The organism is Streptomyces sp. Q6 (assembly GCF_036967205.1).
Taxonomy (GTDB): domain Bacteria; phylum Actinomycetota; class Actinomycetes; order Streptomycetales; family Streptomycetaceae; genus Streptomyces; species Streptomyces citrinus.
In genome coordinates, this window is record NZ_CP146022.1 from 3,973,559 (window position 1) to 3,994,606 (window position 21,048).

20 protein-coding genes are annotated in these 21,048 nt (G+C 72.2%); 15 read left to right on the forward strand and 5 right to left on the reverse strand.

From position 1 onward, the window contains the following. Positions 1 to 161: 161 nt before the first annotated feature. Genes V2W30_RS18570 through V2W30_RS18580 form a run of 3 tightly spaced genes read right to left on the reverse strand, consistent with a single transcriptional unit; the run spans position 162 to position 2,410 of the window. Complete coding sequence (locus tag V2W30_RS18570; protein WP_338697992.1) at positions 162 to 1,295, reverse strand: hypothetical protein; 1,134 nt, start codon at positions 1,293 to 1,295, stop codon at positions 162 to 164. Between the two features lie 5 nt (positions 1,296 to 1,300). Continuing rightward, on the reverse strand, positions 1,301 to 1,555 hold the full coding sequence (locus V2W30_RS18575; RefSeq protein ID WP_338697994.1) for a MoaD/ThiS family protein: 255 nt from the start codon (positions 1,553 to 1,555) through the stop codon (positions 1,301 to 1,303). Positions 1,556 to 1,585: 30 nt separating this feature from the next. Continuing rightward, complete coding sequence (locus V2W30_RS18580) at positions 1,586 to 2,410, reverse strand: alpha/beta hydrolase (protein ID WP_425244558.1); 825 nt, start codon at positions 2,408 to 2,410, stop codon at positions 1,586 to 1,588. A 230-nt stretch (positions 2,411 to 2,640) separates the two neighbouring features. Between V2W30_RS18580 and V2W30_RS18585 the strand changes: the two genes are divergently transcribed. From V2W30_RS18585 to V2W30_RS18610, 6 genes are all read left to right on the forward strand, one after another. Next, positions 2,641 to 3,450, forward strand: coding sequence for a response regulator transcription factor (locus V2W30_RS18585; RefSeq protein ID WP_338697998.1), 810 nt, complete (start codon positions 2,641 to 2,643; stop codon positions 3,448 to 3,450). A 52-nt stretch (positions 3,451 to 3,502) separates the two neighbouring features. After that, complete coding sequence (locus V2W30_RS18590) at positions 3,503 to 4,525, forward strand: LacI family DNA-binding transcriptional regulator (protein WP_338697999.1); 1,023 nt, start codon at positions 3,503 to 3,505, stop codon at positions 4,523 to 4,525. Between the two features lie 132 nt (positions 4,526 to 4,657). After that, positions 4,658 to 5,833, forward strand: a complete 1,176-nt coding sequence (locus tag V2W30_RS18595; protein WP_338698001.1) for a S1C family serine protease — start codon at positions 4,658 to 4,660, stop codon at positions 5,831 to 5,833. Positions 5,834 to 5,859: 26 nt separating this feature from the next. Continuing rightward, the gene (locus V2W30_RS18600; RefSeq protein WP_338698003.1) at positions 5,860 to 6,027 is read left to right on the forward strand and encodes a hypothetical protein; all 168 of its coding nucleotides are present in this window, start codon (positions 5,860 to 5,862) and stop codon (positions 6,025 to 6,027) included. A gap of 41 nt (positions 6,028 to 6,068) precedes the next feature. Then, positions 6,069 to 6,809: a response regulator transcription factor gene (locus V2W30_RS18605; RefSeq protein WP_338698005.1), complete on the forward strand. Its 741-nt coding sequence runs from the start codon at positions 6,069 to 6,071 to the stop codon at positions 6,807 to 6,809. Continuing rightward, positions 6,806 to 8,230, forward strand: a complete 1,425-nt coding sequence (locus V2W30_RS18610; protein ID WP_338698007.1) for a HAMP domain-containing sensor histidine kinase — start codon at positions 6,806 to 6,808, stop codon at positions 8,228 to 8,230. The genes V2W30_RS18605 and V2W30_RS18610 overlap by 4 nt, the downstream gene beginning before the upstream one ends. A 27-nt stretch (positions 8,231 to 8,257) precedes the next feature. On the opposite strand, the gene V2W30_RS18615 is transcribed toward V2W30_RS18610, so the two are convergent. Together V2W30_RS18615 and V2W30_RS18620 are read right to left on the reverse strand one after the other, a co-directional pair. After that, entirely contained in the window at positions 8,258 to 9,502 is a 1,245-nt protein-coding gene (locus V2W30_RS18615) for a DUF2993 domain-containing protein (RefSeq protein WP_425244559.1), read from the reverse strand. Positions 9,503 to 9,665: 163 nt separating this feature from the next. After that, positions 9,666 to 11,468: a bifunctional metallophosphatase/5'-nucleotidase gene (locus V2W30_RS18620; RefSeq protein ID WP_338698011.1), complete on the reverse strand. Its 1,803-nt coding sequence runs from the start codon at positions 11,466 to 11,468 to the stop codon at positions 9,666 to 9,668. A gap of 201 nt (positions 11,469 to 11,669) precedes the next feature. Here V2W30_RS18620 and mshD point away from each other — a divergent pair, with 201 nt between their 5' ends. The 9 genes from mshD (at position 11,670) to V2W30_RS18665 (ending at position 20,818) form a co-directional block, all read left to right on the forward strand. Next, the gene (gene mshD, locus V2W30_RS18625) at positions 11,670 to 12,614 is read left to right on the forward strand and encodes a mycothiol synthase (RefSeq protein WP_338698013.1); all 945 of its coding nucleotides are present in this window, start codon (positions 11,670 to 11,672) and stop codon (positions 12,612 to 12,614) included. Positions 12,615 to 12,763: 149 nt separating this feature from the next. Then, complete coding sequence (locus V2W30_RS18630; RefSeq protein WP_338703674.1) at positions 12,764 to 13,162, forward strand: GntR family transcriptional regulator; 399 nt, start codon at positions 12,764 to 12,766, stop codon at positions 13,160 to 13,162. Then, positions 13,159 to 14,055: an ABC transporter ATP-binding protein gene (locus V2W30_RS18635; RefSeq protein ID WP_338698014.1), complete on the forward strand. Its 897-nt coding sequence runs from the start codon at positions 13,159 to 13,161 to the stop codon at positions 14,053 to 14,055. Before V2W30_RS18630 ends, V2W30_RS18635 begins: the two co-directional genes overlap by 4 nt. Beyond that, on the forward strand, positions 14,052 to 15,032 hold the full coding sequence (locus V2W30_RS18640) for a hypothetical protein (RefSeq protein WP_338698016.1): 981 nt from the start codon (positions 14,052 to 14,054) through the stop codon (positions 15,030 to 15,032). The genes V2W30_RS18635 and V2W30_RS18640 overlap by 4 nt, the downstream gene beginning before the upstream one ends. After that, positions 15,029 to 15,979, forward strand: coding sequence for an ABC transporter permease (locus V2W30_RS18645; RefSeq protein ID WP_338698018.1), 951 nt, complete (start codon positions 15,029 to 15,031; stop codon positions 15,977 to 15,979). The genes V2W30_RS18640 and V2W30_RS18645 overlap by 4 nt, the downstream gene beginning before the upstream one ends. Then, positions 15,976 to 16,941, forward strand: a complete 966-nt coding sequence (locus V2W30_RS18650) for a hypothetical protein (protein WP_338698019.1) — start codon at positions 15,976 to 15,978, stop codon at positions 16,939 to 16,941. The genes V2W30_RS18645 and V2W30_RS18650 overlap by 4 nt, the downstream gene beginning before the upstream one ends. A 97-nt stretch (positions 16,942 to 17,038) precedes the next feature. Next, positions 17,039 to 19,456: an RNA degradosome polyphosphate kinase gene (locus tag V2W30_RS18655; RefSeq protein WP_425244560.1), complete on the forward strand. Its 2,418-nt coding sequence runs from the start codon at positions 17,039 to 17,041 to the stop codon at positions 19,454 to 19,456. Further along, the gene (locus tag V2W30_RS18660) at positions 19,437 to 20,393 is read left to right on the forward strand and encodes a CHAD domain-containing protein (protein WP_338698023.1); all 957 of its coding nucleotides are present in this window, start codon (positions 19,437 to 19,439) and stop codon (positions 20,391 to 20,393) included. The genes V2W30_RS18655 and V2W30_RS18660 overlap by 20 nt, the downstream gene beginning before the upstream one ends. Continuing rightward, positions 20,390 to 20,818: an NUDIX hydrolase gene (locus V2W30_RS18665; RefSeq protein ID WP_338698024.1), complete on the forward strand. Its 429-nt coding sequence runs from the start codon at positions 20,390 to 20,392 to the stop codon at positions 20,816 to 20,818. Before V2W30_RS18660 ends, V2W30_RS18665 begins: the two co-directional genes overlap by 4 nt. Positions 20,819 to 21,048 lie beyond the last annotated feature (230 nt).

A 21,048-nucleotide genomic window follows, 5' to 3' on the forward strand; every position in this document is an offset into this window, starting at 1 on the left:
CTCCCCCACGTCCGGTGTCCCCCGGCAGCCCTGTGGTCCCCCGGCCGGGAGTGCTTCTGGTCGCGAGCGTACGTGGACGGGGGCGGTGACAGCTCCCCGCACAGGGAGTTGTCACCAAGTTGTCGATCAGCGGTTCGAGCCCCCGCAGCACGGACCCGCCGCTACGCGAACGCCCGGCCCAGGACGTAGACCGCGGGAGCCGCGGCGGCCAGCGGCAGCGCCACGCCCGCCGTCATGTGGACGAAGCGGGACGGGTAGTCGTACGAGGCCGCGCGGTGGCCGATCAGGGCGCAGACCGCGGCGCCGAGGCCGAGGAGCGCGCCGTTCGAACCGAGCCCGGTCATGCCGCCGACGGCGATCCCCGCACCGGCGGCGGCCGCCAGGGACACGATGACGGACGCGGGCGTCGGCAGCGGCAGGGCGCGGGCCACGATCGCGACCGCCACGGACACCGCGCCGACCGACACCGCGTCCGGCTCGGCCGCCAGGTGGCCGGTCGCCATGATCGCGAGCGCCGCCGAGGCGACCGTCGCCATCAGGCCGTACATCCGCTCGTCCGGCGAGGCGTGCGAGCGCAGCTGGAGGACCAGGGTGAGCAGGACCCAGACGCCCAGCGTGCCGAGGATCGCGGCGGGACCGTGCTCCCGGCCCGCCGCGAGCAGCGCCACGTCCGCGACCACGCCGCCCGCGAAGGCGAGCACGATGCCCTGCCGCGCGGGCCACATCCCGTTGAGCCGGAACCAGCCCGCGGCCGTGACGGCCTGGAGGATCAGGAGCGGGATCACCAGCGCGTACGAGCCGATCGCGGCGCCGCCCGCGAGCAGCAGGCCGAGGAGCGCGGTGAGCGCGGCGGGCTGCATGCCCGGCTCGATGACCGGCGAACGGCCCTCGGCACGCGCGCGCTGCGCGTCGGTGACCCGGGTGTTGCCGGTGACGGTGGCGGGCCCGTAGGCGGGCTCACCGGCCGGAACGACGGGCTCGGCGGCCACGGGCTGCGGCTGCGGCTGGACCTGCGGCTGGGGCTGCGGCTGCGGCTCGTACGACGCCCACTGCTGCTGGTGCTGGTTCTGGTGCTGCTGGTCCTGGCCCTGCGGCGGCAGATACGCCTGGGAGACGGGCGCCTGCGCGGGCTGCACCTGCGTGTCCCACGTCTGCGCCTGCCACTGCTGGGTCTGCGGCGCGTCGTAGTCGTAGTGCTGCCGCGCCTGGGCCTGAGCCTGCTGCGCCTGCTGCCCGTACGGGTCGTAGGGCTGCCCGTACTGGTCGTACTGCGGATACTGCTGGTTGTCGCTCATCGGGGTCACCCTCCTGCGAACGGCGGGAGCACCTCGACCGTGCCGCCCTCGGCAAGCCGTACCGTCTCATGTTCCCGGGTACCCACGGGATCGCCGTCGACCAGGAACGACGAACGTTGCAGGACACGCACCAGGTCACCGGGGTGTCGCGTGCGGACCCCGGCCAGGGCGGCGGCCAGCGTCTCGGCGTCGTACGGTTCCTCCGCGATGCCGGCGGCAGCCTTGGCCGCAGCCCAGTAGCGGATCGTGCCTCGCGCCATGCTCCCGGCTCCTCTCAGTGGTGCGGCGTCCTATTGTGCGGCAACCGCCGCGACGGCCCACGCCCCGATCCTGCCGAGCAGGTCGTCGCTCGCCGCGTGCTCCGCGTGCCCCATCCCCGGCTCCAGCCACAGCTCGGCGCCGCCCTCCGCGGCGCCGGCCAGCATCCGCGGATGGTCGACGGGGAAGTACGGGTCGCGGTCGCCGTGCACCACGAGCAGCGGGGTCGGCGCGATCAGCGGGACCGACTCGACCGGCGAGAGCGGGATCGGGTCCCAGTCGTAGGGCTGGATCCGGGTACGCAGCCCGAGCCGCCCCACCATCCGCCCCGAACGCCGCGTCACCACCCAGTGCAGCCGCCGCATCGGAGCCGTCCCGCGGTAGAACCAGCGGGCCGGAGCGCTCACCGCCACGACGGCGTCCGTGCGCGCTTCCGTGCGCCCCCTGTGCAACGCCGCGTGCCGCAGCACCACCGAACCACCCATCGAAAACCCGACCGTCACCACGCGCGCGTGGCCGAGCGAACGCGCCCAGGCCACGGCCGCCGCGAGATCGAGCACCTCCCGGTCGCCGACGGTCGACCGCCCGCCGGACCGCCCGTGCCCCCGGAACGAGAACGTGACCACGGCCGCACGCTGCGCGAACACCCTTGCCGCGCGCCGCACATGAGGCCGCTCCAGATCCCCGGTGAACCCGTGCGCGAGCACGATCACCGGGGCGTCGGGACCGCCGGGACCGGGGTCGTACGCGGCGTCGACGAGGACGTCGTCCTGTGTCCGAAGCATCACGCGTCGTCGCCGTTCAGTGATCGGCCGCACAGAAGATCCATGTTCGTCACCTGCCGGACCCCAACTCATGTGGGCTATTCTGCTGGGCAGAGGACTCGGGCAATGCAGCCCCCGAGTCCTTTTGTGCTTTCAGGAGCGTTGTATACGACCTCACTCCCGCAGGTGCAGGGCCCAGGGCGCGGGCCCACCGCAGTACGAAGCAGTGCCGCAAACGTCCTCGCAGGGACCGAGGAGGAACCAGACGTTATGGGCGAGCGAACCGTGCACGAACGTAAGACGACCCAGGCAGGTGGGCGGCGATGAGTTCTCTGCTGCTCCTGACCAATGCCCTTCAGCCGTCGACGGAGGTGCTCCCCGCTCTCGGCCTGCTCCTGCACAACGTGCGAGTGGCCCCGGCGGAGGGCCCCGCTCTCGTCGACACCCCCGGTGCCGATGTCATCCTCATCGACGGGCGCCGTGACCTCCCGCAGGTCCGCAGTCTCTGTCAGCTGCTCCGCTCCACCGGACCGGGCTGTCCGCTCGTCCTCGTGGTGACGGAGGGCGGCCTCGCGGCCGTCACCGCCGACTGGGGCATCGACGACGTACTCCTGGACACGGCGGGCCCCGCCGAGGTCGAGGCACGGCTGCGGCTCGCGATGGGCCGCCAGCAGATCGTCGCCGACGACTCCCCCATGGAGATCCGCAACGGCGACCTCTCCGTGGACGAGGCGACGTACAGTGCGAAGCTCAAGGGCCGGGTCCTCGACCTGACCTTCAAGGAGTTCGAGCTCCTCAAGTACCTGGCGCAGCACCCCGGTCGCGTGTTCACGCGCGCCCAGCTGCTCCAGGAGGTCTGGGGCTACGACTACTTCGGTGGCACCCGGACGGTGGACGTGCACGTACGGCGTCTGCGCGCCAAGCTCGGCCCCGAGCACGAGTCGCTGATCGGCACCGTGCGCAACGTCGGCTACCGCTTCGTCACTCCGGAGAAGCCGGAGAAGCACGCCGACAAGCACGCGGAGAAGATCGCGGACAAGCACGAGAAGGTCGCGGATGTCCCCGCCCCCAAGGCGGACGAAGCGGACAGCCCGGCAGGGGTGCGCGGGGAAGCCGTCACAGCCGAACCGTAGGAACACCGGAACGGCCTGCCCAGAGGGTGGTCCATCCGCGTAGACTCCGCGCGTGGCCAAGGTGACTCGGGACGACGTTGCGCGACTGGCGGGTACTTCGACCGCCGTCGTGTCCTACGTGATCAACAACGGACCCCGGCCGGTCGCCCCGGCCACGCGCGAGCGCGTACAGGCCGCGATCAAGGAGCTGGGGTACCGGCCCGACCGGGTCGCCCAGGCCATGGCGTCGCGGCGTACCGACCTCATAGGCATGATCGTGCCGGACTCGCGCCAGCCGTTCTTCGCGGAGATGGCGCACGCCGTGGAACAGGCGGCCGCCGAGCGCGGAAAGATGGTCCTCGTCGGCAACTCCGACTACGTCGGCGACCGCGAGGTCCACTATCTGCGCGCGTTCCTCGGCATGCGCGTGTCCGGGCTGATCCTCGTCAGCCACGGCTTCAACGACCTGGCGGCCGCCGAGATCGAGGCGTGGGACGCCCGGGTCGTGCTGCTGCACGAGCGGCCCGAGGCCATCGACGACGTCGCCGTCGTGACGGACGACGTCGGCGGCGCCCAGCTCGCCACCCGGCACCTCCTCGAACACGGCAATGAGTACGTGGCGTGCCTCGGCGGCACCGCCGAGACGCCGACCGTCGGCGACCCCGTCTCCGACCACGTCGAGGGCTGGCGGCGCGCGATGCACGAGGCCGGCCGCTCCACCGAGGGCCGGCTCTTCGAGGCGCCGTACAACCGCTACGACGCGTACCAGGTGGCGCTCGGTCTGCTCGCCGGGCCCGACCGGCCGCCGGCGATCTTCTGCTCCACGGACGACCAGGCCATCGGTGTGCTGCGCGCCGCGCGCGAGCTGCGCATCGACGTGCCGGGCGAGCTGGCGGTGGCCGGGTTCGACGACGTGAAGGAGGCGGGGCTCACCGATCCGCCGCTGACCACGGTCGCCTCCGACCGCTCGGCGATGGCGCGGGCCGCCGTCGACCTCGTCCTCGACGACTCGCTGCGGGTGGCGGGGTCGCGGCGCGAGCGCCTGAAGCTGTTCCCGTCGCGGCTCGTGGTCCGTCAGTCCTGCGGCTGCGCGTAACCGCGCGGACCCGTCGGTCCTGCGCTGCGCGTCACCGCGCGGGCCTCTCTTTATTTCGGGCAAACAGGGTTCTGCCGGGACTCTCAGGACACGCTCAGGCGGCTCTCATGTAGGCGGCACACGCTTGCTTCCATGACCGAGAGCTTCCGCCGCGACGGCGAGTACCCCCAGGGCCACGAGCAGTCCCCGTACTCCGAGAGCCCGCAGCAGAACCACCCCACCGCGTCGACCCCGGTCGACAGCGCGTGGCCGCCCCCGCCCGCCTACCGGCCGGCCGAGCCGGTCGGCGTCGCGCCGGGCACCACGGTGTGGCCGGGCGGCGGCAACGGTGACGGTGGCGACGGCGGCGAGCCGACCAGCCGGTTCGCGGCCTTCGGCGCCGAGCCGCCGGCCGCCGGTCCGGTGGTCGGCGAGCAGCCGAGGAAGAAGCGGATGCGCGGGCCCTTCGGGCTGCTCGCGGCCGTGGCCATCGCGGCGGCGGCCGTCGGCGGCGGCACCGCGTACGCCTTCCAGGAGCTGACCGGCTCCGACGCCGCGACGGCGTCGAGCTCCACCAGCACCACCGTCGTACCGAGCGCCAAGAAGGGCACCGTCGCCGGGGTCGCGGAAGCGGTCAGCCCGTCGATCGTCGAGGTCAACGCGACGCTCACCTCGGGCTCGTCCACCGGCTCCGGCGTCATCCTGACCAGCGACGGCGAGATCCTCACCAACAACCACGTCATCTCCGGCGCCTCCTCGGTGAAGGTGCGGACGAGCGACGGCACGTCGTACACCGCCGAGGTCGTCGGCACCGACGCCAAGAAGGACCTGGCGCTCCTGAAGCTGAAGAACGCCTCGGGCCTCAAGGCCGCCACGCTCGGCGACTCCGACGGCGTGAAGGTCGGCGACGACGTCGTCGCCATCGGCTCCCCCGAGGGTCTGACCGGCACGGTCACCAGCGGCATCGTCTCCGCACTCGACCGCGACGTCACCGTCTCCACGGGCGAGGAATCGCAGGGGCAGCAGGGCGGCGGAGACCAGTGGCCGTTCGAGTACGGCGGTCAGCAGTTCAACGGCGACACCGGCTCGTCCACCACCACGTACAAGGCGTTGCAGACCGACGCGTCCTTGAACCCGGGCAACTCCGGCGGCGCCCTGATCGACATGAACGGCAACATCATCGGGATCAACTCCGCGATGTACTCGGCCGGTTCGGACTCGTCCTCCTCCTCGTCGAGCGCGGGCAGCGTGGGCCTCGGCTTCGCCATCCCGATCAACACCGTCAAGGCCGACCTCGACTCGCTGCGGGCCGGAGGCTCCGACAGCTGACCGTTCCCGCCCAGGGAGGAACCACCATGATCCGCACCGTCCGTCACACCACCGAAGGCACCGGGCCCGCCGACATCGCCCTCCCGGTCGCCGTCGCCTCCGCCCTGCACGAGCCCGTCACCCGGGCGCCGGAAGTGGCCCCCGCGGCGCCGCGCCGCGCGGCACGCACCCGCCGCGCGGCCGTGCGAGGCTGAGAACCGGCCTGCCCGTACCCACCTGTGAGGAAGCCCCGCCCATGAGCCCCGCCGAAGGCGACCGCGACGCCCAGCACCGCATTCTCATCGTCGACGACGAGCCCGCGGTGCGGGAGGCACTCCAGCGTTCCCTCGCGTTCGAGGGGTACGGGACCGAGGTCGCCGTCGACGGTGCGGACGCGCTGGAGAAGGCGACCGCGTACCACCCCGACCTGGTGGTCCTCGACATCCAGATGCCGCGCATGGACGGCCTGACGGCGGCGCGGCGGCTGCGCGCCACGGGTTCCACGACACCGATCCTGATGCTCACCGCCCGCGACACCGTGGGCGACCGGGTCACCGGGCTCGACGCGGGCGCCGACGACTACCTGGTCAAGCCGTTCGAGCTCGACGAACTGTTCGCGCGGGTACGGGCGTTGCTGCGGCGCAGCTCCTACGCCGCCGCTTCGGTCGGCGGTGCCGACGACGCGGACGTGCTCTCCTTCGCCGATCTGCGGATGGATCTGGCGACCCGCGAGGTGACGCGGGGCGACCGCACGGTCGAGCTGACCCGCACCGAGTTCACGCTCCTGGAGATGTTCCTGGCCCACCCGCGCCAGGTCCTCACGCGGGAGCAGATCCTCAAGGCGGTCTGGGGCTTCGACTTCGAGCCGTCGTCCAACTCCCTCGACGTGTACGTGATGTACCTGCGCAGGAAGACGGAGGGCGGCGGCGAGCCGCGGCTGGTCCACACGGTGCGGGGTGTGGGGTACGTGCTGCGTGCGGGCGGGGCGTCGGAGTGAACAGAGTCCTACGACGCCTGCGGTCACTGCCGCTGAGGTCGCGGCTGGCGCTGCTGGTGACGGTCGCGGTGGCGGCGGCGGTCGCGGCGGTCGCGGTGACGTGCTGGGTCATCACGCGGGGGCAGTTGTACGGGCAGATGGACCAGGACCTGAAGAAGCAGGTGCAGACGCTGAGCCAGAGCCGCGGGTCGTCGGGACTGCTCACGTGCATCGACGACACCACGACGCCCCAGCGCCAGGGTCCCGGCCCGACCGTCCAGGTCGTCTGGTCCAACGGCAACGTATGCCTGTGGCAGGGGGAGCCGGCCATCCCCGTGCAGCCCTCCGATCTCGCGGTCGCGAACGGTACGGCCGACCCCGAGTACCACACGACCGACAACGACGACGGCGACGCCATGCGCGTGCTGACCGTCCCGGTGAGCCCCGGTCCGGGCAGCACGCTGCAAGGCGTGGCGGTGTCCATCGCCACCCCTCTGTCCGAAGTGACGAAGCCCCTCACCACCCTCGCCTGGGTCCTGCTCCTCGTGGGCGGCATCGGCGTGCTGGGAGCCACGGCGGCCGGCCTGTGGATCGCCCGCACCGGGCTGCGGCCCGTGGACGACCTCACCAAGACCGTCGAACACGTCGCCAGAACAGAGGACTTGACGGTCCGCATCCCGGTCGAGGGCGACGACGAGATCGCCCGCCTCTCCGCGTCCTTCAACTCGATGACCGCCTCGCTGGCCTCCTCCCGCGAACTGCAACAACAGCTCATCGCCGACGCGGGCCACGAGCTGCGTACGCCGCTGACCTCCCTGCGGACCAACATCGAACTGCTCACCCGCAGCGAGGAGACGGGCCGCGCCATCCCGCCGGACGACCGCAAGGCCCTGATGGCGTCCCTGAAGGCGCAGATGACCGAACTGGCCGCGCTCATCGGCGACTTGCAGGAGCTGTCCCGCAGCGGGCTGAGCGGGAACGACGGCCCGCTCAAGGTCGTGTCGCTGCACGAGACGGCCCGCGCCGCCCTGGAGCGCGCCCGGCTGCGTGGCCCCGAGCTGAAGATCGTCTCCGAGCTGGCCCCTTGGTACGTGCGGGCGGAGCCGGCCGCCCTGGAGCGCGCGATCGTCAACCTGCTCGACAACGCGGTGAAGTTCAGCCCGCCCGGCGGCACCGTCGAGGTCCACCTGATGCGCGGCACGCTGACCGTACGGGACCACGGCCCCGGCATCCCGGCCGACGAACTCCCGCACGTCTTCGACCGGTTCTGGCGCTCACCGACGGCCCGCGCGCTGCCGGGCTCCGGTCTCGGCCTGTCGATCGTGGCCCGCACCGTGGAGAGCTACGGCGGCCAGGTCACGCTCGCGGCGGCGGACGGCGGCGGCACGGTCGCGACGCTGCGCCTGCCCGGCGCCCCGACCCCGCCCCCCGAGCTCCCCTGATCCTCGGCCGCACCGCCTGACAAAGTCCTACTGGTGCCCCACGGAGAGGCCGGCGCCCGACAGGTCGACGCGGATGCCGTCCTTCTCCACGGTGACGTCCCGCAGCCGCACATATCCGTGGTCGCCCGGCACCTTCGGCAGGTTGAAGGCGAGGGAGAGGCGGTCGGCGAGCTGCGGACGGGTGAGCCGGGTCAGGCCGTCGAGGAGGGCCGGGTCGAGGCCGATCTTCTTCAGGAGCCAGGGGTGGTCGAGCGCGATGTCGATCAGGTTCATCTTCATCAGGTTCTTCACGAAGCGCGGCGAACCGGTCAGCTCGCTCACCTTCTCGTCGCTGCTCAGCGCCTGGTGCAGCGCCGCGTCCGGCACGCCCGCGCGGTGCGCGAGCGCGGGGATGGCCAGCAGCCGCCTGGCCTTGTCGGTCTCCTCGGTGATCCGGGCGACCGACTTCGCGGTCAGGTGCAGGCCCTCGCTCTCGCCGGTGCCCGGCCGGTACGTGGCCAGGTCGCCGAGGTCCAGGCGCATCCCGTCGATGTCGGTGGCGACGCCGCGCGCGCCGAGCCGCCGGATCGTGGCGTCGGCCCGCACCTTCACGTCGTGCCCGGCGACGGGCAGCGTGCCGCGCGCGAGGACCCGGTCGTGGCCGTGGCCACTGAACGTGACCTGGGAGGCGCCCAGTTCACGGTTCATGTCGGCGAAGCTGAGCAGCACCTCGCCGTGCATCGCGTCGACGGTGGCGCCGCTGATGCCGGTGAGCCCCGAGCCCGTGATCCGTACGTCCTTCGCGGTCGCGGAGACCTTGGCGAGGGTGACGCGGTCGGCGGCGACGTCGGGGACGGTGACCTTCAGCTCGTCGACGCGGCGGTCGGCGAGCTGGGTGAGGAAGGGGAAGCCCTCGATCTCGACCTCGGGCGCGGCCGTCAGCTTCAGCTCCTTCTTGAGCTGCTGGGCGGCGCGATGCTCGGCGTACAGGACGGCCCAGCGGTCGGCGAGGGCGAGGAACGACACGAGCACGACGAGCGCGACGAGGCCCTTCGCGACGAGCGGCAGGCCCGCGAACCGGTTGCGGCGGCGGCTGCCGCGCCGGTGGTTCGGCGGCGACCAGGCGTCCTCGTCGACCGCCGTATCGCGCGCGGGGCCGTCCGCGCGGTCGTCGTGGTCGTCCGCCTCGTCGTCGTACAGCTCCCGGAGGGGAACCAATTCCTCCGGCCAACCATCAGACAGAGCGCGGTCGTTGGATATGTGGTCGTCGGACATGCGGTGGGGGGTACGCATCGGCTGATTCCACCACACACCCCCACCCTCTACGCAAACGATCTTCACCGCGTACGAGTCAACGCCGAGTGGCCCACGGTTCGACCGTAGGCCACTCGACGGGAAGACCGCGTCGCGGCCCGTGCGGCTGCTGCCTGATGCCGCTCGGTGCCGCCCGGTGGGGCTACTTGATGAGGGTGATCCGGTTCGCGGCGGGCGGCGCGATCGGGTTCGCCGCCGAGGAGTTGGCGGTCAGGTAGTCGTTGAACGCCTTCAGGTCGTCGCTGCCGACCAGCGGGTTCTTGCCGGCGCCGAGCGCCGCGAAGCCGTCGCCGCCGCCCGCGAGGAAGGAGTTCATCGCGACGCGGTAGGTCGCGGCCGGGTCGATCGCGGCCCCGTTCAGCCTGATGGAGTCGACGACCACACGGGCCGCGCCCGACTTCGTCATGTCGAGCGTGTAGGTGAGTCCGGCCGACGGCTGAAGGATCTTCGGCGACGCCTCGTTGGAGCCGCTGACCTGCTGCTGGAGCGCGGTGACGACCTGCTCACCGGTCAGATCGACCAGGTTGACCGTGTTGCTGAACGGCTGCACGGTGAACGCCTCGCCGTACGTCACGACCCCGTCGCCCTCGCTCCCGCTCGCCTTGAAGACCAGGTCGGAGCGGACGCCGCCCGGGTTCATCAGGGCCAGCGAGGCCTTCGGGTCGAGGGACTTGGCGTGCGCGAGCTGCGCGTCCGCGATCAGGTCGCCGAGCGGCTCCTCGGGTGTGGTGGCACCGCGCCCGGGGATGTCGGCGGAGATGTACCCGACGCTCTGGTTCGAGACCGGCGCGGCCAGCTTGTTCCACTGCCCGATCAGCGCCGTCATGTCGGGCGCCTTCTCCTGCGTACGCGACACGACGTGGTTCGCCGACGTCGGCGACTTCACCGACGTGCGGACGATGTCCTGGGTACGGCGGTCGTAGGTCAGCGTCGTGTCGGTGTAGAGCTTCCCGTACGAGGACGCGGACGTGACCATGCGCGGGTTGCCCGCCGGGTCGGGGACGGTGCACACGTACGCCTGGTGCGTGTGGCCGGTGACGAGGGCGTCGACCTTGGGCGTGATGCCCTTGGCGATGTCGACGATCGGGCCGGAGATGCCGTCACCGGCGCCGGGCGAGTCACAGGTGTAGTTGTACGAACCGGAGGCGGGGGTGCCGCCCTCGTGGATGAGCGCGACGATCGACTTCACGCCCTGCTTGTCGAGGATCTTCGCGTACTTGTTGACCGTCTCGATCTCGTCGTGGAACTTCAGTCCCTTGACGCCCTCGGCGGACACGATGTTCGGCGTGCCCTCCAGGGTGACGCCGATGAAGCCGACCTTCACGCCGTGCTGCTTCCACACCCAGTAGGGGGCGAGGATCGGCTTGCCGGTCTTCTCGTCCGTCACATTGGCGGCGAGGTACGGGTAGTCGGCGCCCTCGAAGGTGCGGCCGTCCTCGTAACAGCCGTCCTTGGGGTGACAGCCGCCGTTCTGGAGGCGCGCCAGTTCGGTGGCGCCCTCGTCGAACTCGTGGTTGCCGACACCGGTGACGTCCAGGTCGAGCTTGTTCATGGCCTCGACGGTGGGCTCGTCGTGGAAGAGCCCGGAGAGCAGCGGACTGGCGCCGATCAGGTCGCCGGCCGCGGCGGTCACGCTGTACGGGTGCCCCTTGCGCGCGGTGCGCAAGGAAGTGGCGAGGTACTCCACACCGCCCGCGTCGATCTTCTTTGTCGTCCCGTCCGCCTGCGTCTCGGTGACCTGGCCCGACGAGCCCGTCGGCGGCTCCAGGTTCCCGTGCAGGTCGTTGAAGGACAGCAGCTGTACGTCCTGGTAGCGGCCCTGCGCGGGGTGGCGGGCGGCGTCCGCGGGCAGGGCGGCGATCAGCGCCCCTGCGGTGGCGAGCGTGGCGGCACCGGCGAGAGCGGCTCTCAGGCGGCGCCCCGGCCTACGGTTCTGTGCGGGCATGTGTCCCCCCTGGGGATGCGGTGCGTGCTGTACCTGCTGTGCGTGCTGCGGGTTCGGTCCGTGCCGTGCGCGCCGTGCGTGACGCGCGAGGTCGGTGACCGCGGGGGCAGCCTAGGGTCAACGCGCGTAGCGCAACAGGGGATTGCGGGTTACGAGCTCGTTGCCATCGCCTCGTCACACCCGCGCCGTACCCTCGTACCCATGACCACGGACCCCGCACCCAGCACCGATCCGGACTCCTCCGGCCGCTCCGTCGAGACGCTCACCACCCTGACCTCCGAGCAGGCCGGCGCCGTGCTCGCCCTCCTCGCCGAGGCCGCGCGGGCCGACGGGCAGCAGGCCGTCTCGGAGCAGGGGCGGCTGCAACTGCGCGGCGGGGAGCGAGAGGGGGTCCGGCATCTGCTGCTCCGCGTCGACGGGCAGCTGGTCGGATACGCGCAGCTGGAGGACACCGATCCGATCGAGGCCCCGGCCGCCGAGCTGGTCGTGCACCCGGCGCACCGCGGGCACGGGCACGGGCGGGCGCTCGGCGCGGCGCTGCTCGCGGCGTCCGGCAAGCGGCTGCGGGTGTGGGCGCACGGCGGGCACAGCGCGGCGCGGCATCTCGCGCAGGTGCTCGGGCTCACCCTGTTCCGCGAACTGCGGCAGATGCGGCGGCCCCTGGGTGGAGCCGACGACCTCGGCCTGCCGGACCCCGTGGTCCCGGCGGGGGTGCGGATCCGCACGTTCGTACCCGGTCAGGACGACGCGGCCTGGCTGGCGGTGAACGCCGCGGCGTTCGCCCACCACCCCGAGCAGGGCTCCCTCACCCAGCGCGACCTGGACGACCGCAAGGCGGAGCCGTGGTTCGACCCGGCCGGTTTCTTCCTCGCGTTCAAGGGCGAGACGCTGGTCGGCTTCCACTGGACGAAGGTGCACGCCGAGGAGCAACTCGGTGAGGTGTACGTGGTCGGTGTCGCACCCGGACAGCAGGGCGGCGGCCTCGGCAAGGCGCTCACCACGACGGGCCTGCGGCACCTCGCCGCGGCCGGTCTGCCGACCGCGATGCTCTACGTCGACGCGGACAACAAGGCGGCCGTGAGCGTGTACGAGCGGCTGGGTTTCACTACGTACGAAACGGACCTGATGTACCGCACCGAGTCCTGACCCGAGGGCCGTCCAGCGCCCTGAGACCGCTCTGACCTGGGATTTCCAAAAGAGGGGGCGGCGTCGCTTGACGCCGCCCCCTCTCTTGCATGACCCTTTCACTACTTGATTAGTGAAAGGGGGGTGCGCCAGTGGCTGAGTCCGAGCGTGTGATCGAGTTCCGGATCGACCGGCACAGCGGCGTTTCCACCTACCTGCAGATCGTCCATCAGACGGAGCAGGCCCTGCGGCTCGGCATGCTCGAGCCCGGCGACAAGCTGCCCACGGCCCGCGAGGTCGTCGAGGCGACGGCCATCAATCCGAACACGGTGCTCAAGGCCTACCGCGAGCTGGAGCGCGCGGGTCTCGTCGAGGCCCGCCGGGGCCTCGGCACCTTCGTGCGCAGGACGCTCGGCTCCGCCCCCGCCGACTCCCCCCTCCGGGGCGAGCTCGACGACTGGGCGCGGCGGGCCAGGGAGGCGGGGCTCGACCGCGACGACGTGGCGGCCCTGTTCAGCAGCGCGCTGGAAGCGCACTTCGGCACCATCACCACCAAGGGGAACGCATGAGCACGGCCATCGAGGCCACCGGTCTCGCCAAGCGCTACGGGCGGCGCGCCACCGCCGCCCTGGAGGACTGCTCCTTCCGGCTGCCCGCCGGCCGGATCAGCGCCCTCGTCGGACCCAACGGCGCGGGCAAGTCCACGCTGCTGTCCATAGCCGCCGGTCTGCTGCGGCAGAGCTCGGGCCGGATCAGCGTGCTCGGCGGCGCCCCCGGCGAGCACCGCGCCAAGGTCTCCTACCTCTCGCAGGACAAGCCCCTGCACCCCCAGCTGTCCATCGCGGACACGCTGCGCATGGGCGCCGAGCTGAACCCCGGCCGGTGGGACGCGGCCTACGCGGCGGGCATCGTCGAGCAGGGCTCCCTCGACCCGCGGGCCAAGGTCCGCACCCTCTCCGGCGGCCAGCGCACCCGCGTCGCGCTCGCCCTGGCCCTCGGCAAGCGGCCCGAGCTGATGCTCCTGGACGAGCCGGTGGCCGACCTGGACCCGCTGGCCCGGCACGAGCTGATGGGCACGCTGATGGCGGACGCCGCCGAGCACGGCACGACCGTCCTGATGTCGTCGCACATCGTCTCCGAGCTCGCCGACGCCTGCGACCACCTGCTGCTCCTGGGCGGCGGCCGCATCCGTCTCGGCGGCGGCATCGACGATCTGATCGGCGCGCACAGCCTGGTCACCGGCCGCGGCGACCTCGGCGGCCACACGGTCGTCGAGTCCCGCCCCTCGGGCCGCGGCCTCACCGCCCTGATCCGCCGCGACGGACCGGTCGGCGAGGGCTGGCAGGTGCAGGAGCCCTCCCTGGAGGAGCTGCTCCTCGCGCACCTGCGCTCCCCCGAGGCCCCCGCCCTGCTCACCCCGGGCACCACCGCGGGCACGTACCGTCCGGCGGTGTCCGCATGAGCGCCCCGACCCTGGAGCGGCCCGTCGCCCCGGCCCGCCGCACCCTGCCCGGCACCGACGGCCTCGTGTGGACCGTGCGCCGGCTGCACCGCACCGCCCTGTGGGTGTGGGCCGGATACGTCGCCGTCAGCGCGGGCCTGCTGCTCTGGCTGTGGGGACCGGGCTCGTCCGCCGCGCGCAAGGCGTTCGACACGTTCGGCTACGCCGGGGCGCAGGAGAACGGGTGGGAGGGGCGCTCCCTCTCCTTCCCCGGGGTGGGCACCTCCTTCGACGCCCTCTTCTACGATCCGCTGACGCTGACCCGGATCGTCGCGGTCGCCGTCGCCGTGTTCGCGGCGGGCCCGCTGATCGCCCGCGAACTGGAGTCGGGCACCGCGCGGCTGGCGTGGACGCAGTCCGTGTCGCCGGCCCGCTGGCTCGCCGCGAAGCTGGCCGTGCCCGCGCTGCTGATCACGGTCGGCACCGGCCTGGTCGTCGCCCTCTACCGCCTGGTGTGGGACGACGGCAACCACCTGCTGATCGCCGGGATCGGCCCGCGCGACGTCGCCTTCTCCGTCGGCCCCGCGACCATCGCGAACGCCCTGTTCGGTCTCGCCCTCGGCGTGCTCGCCGCGCTGGTGCTCCGCCGCACGCTGCCCGCGATGGCCGTCGCCGGGATCGGCCAGTACCTGGTCGGCGCGGCACGCGGCAACTCCTGGCCGTTCCAGGGCGCCTACCAGCAGCCGGTGCTGCCCGTGCACAGCAAGGCGATCACGTCCGGCGGCGCGGAGATCAGCGACCCCGGCTGCTACCTGGACCAGAGGTGCCTCGACAGCCACCACGTCACCGGCTTCACCCGGCACTACCTGCCCTCCCCCGACTACTGGCCGCGCCAGCTCACCGAGACGGGCATCCTGCTCGGCCTCACCGCGCTCGCCGTCGTCGCCGCGTTCCTGGTGCTGCGCCGGTACCAGCCGAAGAAGGAGACCACCGCGTGAGCACCGCACTCCTCTCCCCCTCCACCGGCCTCAACTGGACGGTGCTGCGCCTGCACCGGGGCGCCCTGTGGCTGTGGTGCGCCTACGTGGCCGTCGCGGCGGGCCTGCTGCTGTGGGCCTGGGGCCCCGGCACCGCGGGGCTCGGCGTCACCGGGCACTGCTCCTCGCTGGTGGCGAACGCCTGCGCCGCGAAGGGCCCGACCGCGGACGCCTACCACTACGTCCTGTTGACCGTCGACACCTTCCTCACCCTCCTGCCGCTGGCCGTCGCGGTGTTCGCGAGCGGCACGCTGATCGGCCGCGAGCTGGAGAGCGGCACCGCCCACCTGGCGTGGACCCAGTCGGTGTCCCCCACACGCTGGCTCATGGCCAAGCTGGTCCTGCCCGCACTGGCGCTCACCCTCGGCACCGGGATCCTGGTCCTGCTGCGCCGGGCGGTCGCGGCGCAACAGCCCGACCTCGCCGACAACCGGTGGTTCTCGTTCTCCGACAACTTCGAGGTCCTCGGCCCGATCGTGGTGGCGCTGCCGCTGCTGGGCCTGGCCTGCGGCACCCTCGGAGCCCTGCTGCGGCGCCGGATGCTCGCCGGGGCGGGCGTCGGCTTCGTCCTCACGCTCCTGCTGTGGCAGACCGCCGGGTACCTGAGCCCTCACCTGTGGCCGACGAAGACCGTGGTCGGCACCGTCGCCCAGGGAAACCTCCCCTTCGCCGGCGTGACCATGGGCGACGGGGCCGTCACCGCCTCCGGCGCCCACATCGCCGACCCCTTCTGCGGCGACGACACCGCCTGCCTCACCGACCACCACATCACCGGCTACTACACCGAGGGCCACCCGCCCTCCCACTTCTGGCCGCTCCAACTGGTCGAGACCGGACTCCTGTTGGGCGCCGCGGGAGTCATCACCCTGATCGTCTTCCGCGTCCTCAGCAGGAGAGTGGGTTCATGACGTACGCGCTCCCGGCCCTGCGGCCCCGCCGTCTCACGGGGCTGACCTGGACGGTCTTCCGGCTGCACCGCCTCACCTTGTGGACCTGGACCGGCGTCGTCCTCGCCACCACCGGACTGCTGCTGTGGCTGTACGGGCCGGGAGCGGACGCGGCGGCACGCGAACTGGCCCGGTGCACCGGGACCTGCGAGCCCACCAACGGCGCGTACGACACGTACGAGGCCCTCTACGGGCTGACCACCGCGGTCATCTCCGCCACCCCGTACCTCGCGGCGATCTTCATCGGCGGCCTCTGCACAGGCCGTCAACTGGAGCAGGGAACCGCCCAGTTGACCTGGGTGCAGTCCGTCTCCCCGACGCGCTGGCTGGCCACGACCCTCGCGGTGCCCGCCGCCTGGTTCCTCACCGGCCTGGTCCCGCTGGTCGTCCTGCACCGCCTCGTGTGGTCCTCGGGACCGCTGCCCGCCGCCGACCACGCCTGGCACGACCCGGACGTCTTCGCCTTCACGGGCCCCCTCCCGTTCGCCCGGGTCCTCCTCGGCCTCGGCGCCGGGGCGCTGGCGGGCGTGCTCTACCGCAAGACGGCGGCCGCGGCCCTCGCCGGCATCCCGGTCCTCCTCGTCGTCGGCACCCTCGGCATGCGCTACCGCCCGAGCCTGTGGCCCACCGTCACCGACACCGGCCGGAAGGCCCTGAATCCACCCGCCGACGCCGACGTCCTGGTCCACGGCGCCGTCCTCCGAGGCACCGGCGAACGCCTCACCAACGACAACGCGTGCGTGGGCACCGACAGCGCCGCGGACCTCCACCGCTGCACCCAGAAGTTCCAGGACTTCTGGGTGACGTACCACCCGAAGTCCCACTACTGGCCCCTCCAACTGGCGGAAACCTCCGTGGTGCTCATCCTGGCCGCGCTCGCCACCGCCGTCGCCTTCCGGCTGCTGAAACGCCGCACGGCCTGACCGGCGAGGCCCCCGGACAGCGGGGGGCCGCCCGCCCATAGCCCGGACGTCATGTCGCCGTAACCAGCGATTCAGACGGACTTGCGACGCTCACGGAATGCAGCCCCCCGCGCCCGACCCCTCGAAGGCCCCGCAGGAACCGGCCCCCCAGGCCCGGCTCCGGCTCGCGCCCGCGCTCTGCGACCTCGTCGGCGCGCCCGAGAGCGTCTCCACGCGGAAGAATGGGTCCATGAGCCAGCCGAATGCCGCCCAGGACCAGTCCGCAGCCCCCTCGGCCCCGCAGCCCCAGCCCTCCGTGGGCTCCCTCGCCGCCCACCGCCCGCATCCCGTGGCGTCCGGCGACTTCGACGCGAAGCTCGCCGGGATCGTCGCCGACATCGACGCGGATCCCGACGACTACGAGGACGAATACGCGAACCAGGACGGCGCCGAGCTGCCGCAGGGCCGCTTCCTGGACCGCGAGCGCAGCTGGCTGGCGTTCAACGAACGGGTCCTCGAACTCGCCGAGGACCCGAACACCCCGCTCCTGGAGCGGGCCAACTTCCTGGCGATCTTCGCCTCGAACCTGGACGAGTTCTTCATGGTCCGCGTCGCGGGCCTCAAGCGCCGCATCGCGACCGGTGTCGCCACCCGATCGGCCTCCGGGCTCCAGCCCCGCGAGGTCCTCGAACTGATCTGGAACCGCTCCCGCGAGCTCATGGCCCGGCACGCCGCCTGCTACCAGGACGACGTCGCCCCGTCACTGGCCGACGAGGGCATCCACGTCGTGCGCTGGAACGAGCTGACGGAGAAGGAGCAGGCCCGGCTCTACACGCTGTTCATGCAGCAGATCTTCCCGGTCCTCACCCCGCTGGCCGTCGACCCCGCGCACCCGTTCCCGTACATCTCGGGACTGTCCCTGAACCTCGCGGTCGTCGTCAGCAACCCGGTGAGCGGCCACCGCCACTTCGCCCGCGTCAAGGTGCCGCCGCTGCTCTCCCGCTTCCTGGAGGCGTCCCCGCAGCGCTACGTCCCCATCGAGGACGTCATCTCCGCGCCCCGCCACCTCGCCGAGCTGTTCCCCGGCATGACGATCGAGGAGCACCACATGTTCCGCGTCACGCGGAACGAGGACCTGGAGGTCGAGGAGGACGACGCGGAGAACCTCCTCAAGGCCCTGGAGAAGGAGCTCATGCGGCGCCGCTTCGGCCCGCCGGTCCGCCTGGAGGTCGAGGAGACCATCGACTCCGAGGTACTGAGCCTGCTCGTACGGGAGTTGAAGATCAGCGAGGCCGAGGTGTACCCGCTGCCCGGCCCGCTCGACCTCACCGGCCTGTTCTCCATAGCGGGCCTGGACCGGCCCGAGCTGAAGTACCCCAAGTTCGTGGCGGGCACCCACCGCGACCTCGCCGAGGTGGAGTCCGCGTCCGCGCCCGACATCTTCGCGGCCCTGCGCAACCACGACGTCCTCCTGCACCACCCGTACGACAGCTTCTCCACCTCCGTACAGGCCTTCCTGGAACAGGCGGCCAACGACCCGGACGTGCTGGCGATCAAGCAGACGCTGTACCGCACGTCCGGCGACTCACCGATCGTGGACGCGCTGATAGACGCCGCCGAGGCGGGCAAGCAGGTCCTCGTCCTCGTCGAGATCAAGGCGCGCTTCGACGAGCAGGCCAACATCAAGTGGGCCAGGAAGCTGGAGGAGGCGGGCTGCCACGTCGTCTACGGCCTCGTCGGCCTCAAGACGCACTGCAAGCTGTCGCTCGTGGTCCGGCAGGAGGGCGACTCGCTCGTCCGCTACAGCCACGTCGGCACCGGCAACTACCACCCCAAGACCGCCCGCCTGTACGAGGACCTGGGCCTGCTCACGGCCAACCAGGAGGTCGGGGCCGACCTCTCCGACCTCTTCAACCGGCTGTCCGGCTACTCGCGCCGCGAGACCTACCGCCGCCTCCTCGTCGCCCCCAAGTCCCTGCGTACGGGACTGATCACGCGGATCGACAAAGAGGTCCAGCACCACCGCGCGGGACGCCCCGCGTACGTCCGTATCAAGGTCAACTCGATGGTCGACGAGGCCGTCATCGACGCCCTCTACCGGGCGTCGCAGGCCGGAGTCCCGGTCGACGTGTGGGTACGCGGCATCTGCGCGGTGCGGCCCGGCGTCGTGGGCCTCTCGGAGAACATCCGGGTCCGCTCGGTGCTCGGCCGCTTCCTGGAGCACTCACGCGTCTTCGCCTTCGGCAACGGCGGCGAGCCCGAAGTGTGGTTCGGCAGCGCCGACATGATGCACCGCAACCTCGACCGCCGCATCGAGGCCCTGGTCCGCGTCGAGGACCCGGCCCACCGGGCCGCCCTCAACCGGCTGCTCGAAACGGGGATGTCCGACGCCACCGCCTCCTGGCACCTGGGCCCGGACGGCAACTGGACCCGCCACGCGGTGGACAGTCAGGATCCTGCCGGACGCCCCCTGCGCAACGTACAGGAGATGCTCATAGACGCCCGGAGGCGCCGGCGTGGCACAGCGACACCTTGATTCCAGCGGGCCGTCGACAGCGCGGGACGGGGGCACGGTCCTGGGGTGCCACCTGCGGTCCCAGGCCACCGAGTTCCTGCGCTCGCTGCGCCTGCACCGCGAGAGCGGCGCGGGCGGCGACACGGCGGACGCGGCCCTCGCCCTGCGCCGCGCCGCCCGCCGGATCAGCGGGACCCTGCACACCTTCCGCCCGCTGCTCGACGCGGACTGGTCGGACGCGCTGCGGCCCGAACTGGCATGGCTGTCCGGCACGTTGGCGCAGGAGCACGCGTACGGCGACCGCCTCGACCGGCTGAACGGCGCGCTGCAACGGCTCACCACCAACGGGCCCGCGCCGGCCGCCCGACTGCCCCAACAGGCGCCCGGCACCACCGCGTTGACGGTCGGCGCGGCCAAGGCGGCGGCGCTGCTCGACCGTCAGCTCACCCTCGCCCGCACCCGCGCGCACAGCACCGCGCTCCAGGCCCTCGGCTCGTCCCGCTTCCACGCGGTCGCGGACAACGTCGCGGTGCTCGCCAGCGAGGTCCCGCTGTCCGGCGCGGGCACCGGCCTGGAGAAGCTCGCCGCGGAGGCCGCGTCCCGGCTCGACGAGGCGGTCGCCGCCCTGCGCCACACCGGCCACCCGTACAACGCGGACGCCGACACGCCCTGGCACCACGTACGCCTGCTGCTGCGCCTGCACCGGTACGCCGAGGAGGTCGTGCTCGGCGTACCGGCGGCCGACCCGCGGCTGCGGCGGGCCGCGCACGCCCTGAACACGCACCGGGACGCCGCCGAGGCCGCGGCCGCCGCCGCGCACGCGGCCCGCACCCCGCGCATCGCCCCCGCGACGGCGTACGCCCTCGGTGTGCTCCACGCCGACCAGCGGCACGCGGTGGAAGCCGCCAGGATCGAGTTCCGGCAGACATGGCAGCGAGAGGCGGTGGGCACCCCATGACCGCACCCGAGGACGACACCCGCACGGTGCGAGCGGCGGGCTGCGTCCTGTGGCGCCGCTCGCCGTTCGACGACGGCCTGGAGATCTGCCTGGTCCACCGGCCGAAGTACGGCGACTGGTCGCACCCCAAAGGGAAGCTGAAGCGCGGCGAGGCCCCGCTGGCCGGCGCGCTGCGCGAGGTGGCGGAGGAAACCGGCCACTCCTGCACCCCGGGCACCACCCTGCCCACGGTCCGCTACGTCGCGAACGGCCGCCCCAAGCGCGTCGACTACTGGGCGGCGGAGGCCGCGGGCGGCGCCTTCACCCCGAACGCCGAGGTCGACCGCATTGTCTGGCTCTCGCCGGCCGCGGCCAGAAACCGCCTCACACAGCCCCGCGACCGCAAGCTCGTGGACGCGCTGCTCGACGCCCTCCGCGTCGCCTGACCTGTACCGGGCGTAATCGCTCCGTGACCTAACCACACCGCCTGCTTAGGTTCACCCGCCGTTCACTCATGCCCATCGACCGCTTCACCTGATCTGCCTAATTTCGGCCTTACGCGGTGAGTCACCGCCCCCGGAACGACCACGGGGGACTACGGGGACTCCGGAGGCAGGACTCACCGCGCACCGAACACTCCGCAGACTCCGCACGCCGCCACAGACGACAAGAGGCC

Coding starts and splice junctions, on each gene's coding strand:
- V2W30_RS18615 (WP_425244559.1), bottom strand. CDS start 9,502: ATGCGTACCCCCCACCGCATGTCCGACGACCACATATCCAACGACCGC.
- mshD (WP_338698013.1), top strand. CDS start 11,670: ATGACCACGGACCCCGCACCCAGCACCGATCCGGACTCCTCCGGCCGC.
- V2W30_RS18635 (WP_338698014.1), top strand. CDS start 13,159: ATGAGCACGGCCATCGAGGCCACCGGTCTCGCCAAGCGCTACGGGCGG.
- V2W30_RS18600 (WP_338698003.1), top strand. CDS start 5,860: ATGATCCGCACCGTCCGTCACACCACCGAAGGCACCGGGCCCGCCGAC.
- V2W30_RS18665 (WP_338698024.1), top strand. CDS start 20,390: ATGACCGCACCCGAGGACGACACCCGCACGGTGCGAGCGGCGGGCTGC.
- V2W30_RS18620 (WP_338698011.1), bottom strand. CDS start 11,468: ATGCCCGCACAGAACCGTAGGCCGGGGCGCCGCCTGAGAGCCGCTCTC.
- V2W30_RS18650 (WP_338698019.1), top strand. CDS start 15,976: ATGACGTACGCGCTCCCGGCCCTGCGGCCCCGCCGTCTCACGGGGCTG.
- V2W30_RS18640 (WP_338698016.1), top strand. CDS start 14,052: ATGAGCGCCCCGACCCTGGAGCGGCCCGTCGCCCCGGCCCGCCGCACC.
- V2W30_RS18655 (WP_425244560.1), top strand. CDS start 17,039: ATGCAGCCCCCCGCGCCCGACCCCTCGAAGGCCCCGCAGGAACCGGCC.
- V2W30_RS18580 (WP_425244558.1), bottom strand. CDS start 2,410: ATGAGTTGGGGTCCGGCAGGTGACGAACATGGATCTTCTGTGCGGCCG.
- V2W30_RS18595 (WP_338698001.1), top strand. CDS start 4,658: ATGACCGAGAGCTTCCGCCGCGACGGCGAGTACCCCCAGGGCCACGAG.
- V2W30_RS18575 (WP_338697994.1), bottom strand. CDS start 1,555: ATGGCGCGAGGCACGATCCGCTACTGGGCTGCGGCCAAGGCTGCCGCC.
- V2W30_RS18585 (WP_338697998.1), top strand. CDS start 2,641: ATGAGTTCTCTGCTGCTCCTGACCAATGCCCTTCAGCCGTCGACGGAG.
- V2W30_RS18570 (WP_338697992.1), bottom strand. CDS start 1,295: ATGAGCGACAACCAGCAGTATCCGCAGTACGACCAGTACGGGCAGCCC.
- V2W30_RS18605 (WP_338698005.1), top strand. CDS start 6,069: ATGAGCCCCGCCGAAGGCGACCGCGACGCCCAGCACCGCATTCTCATC.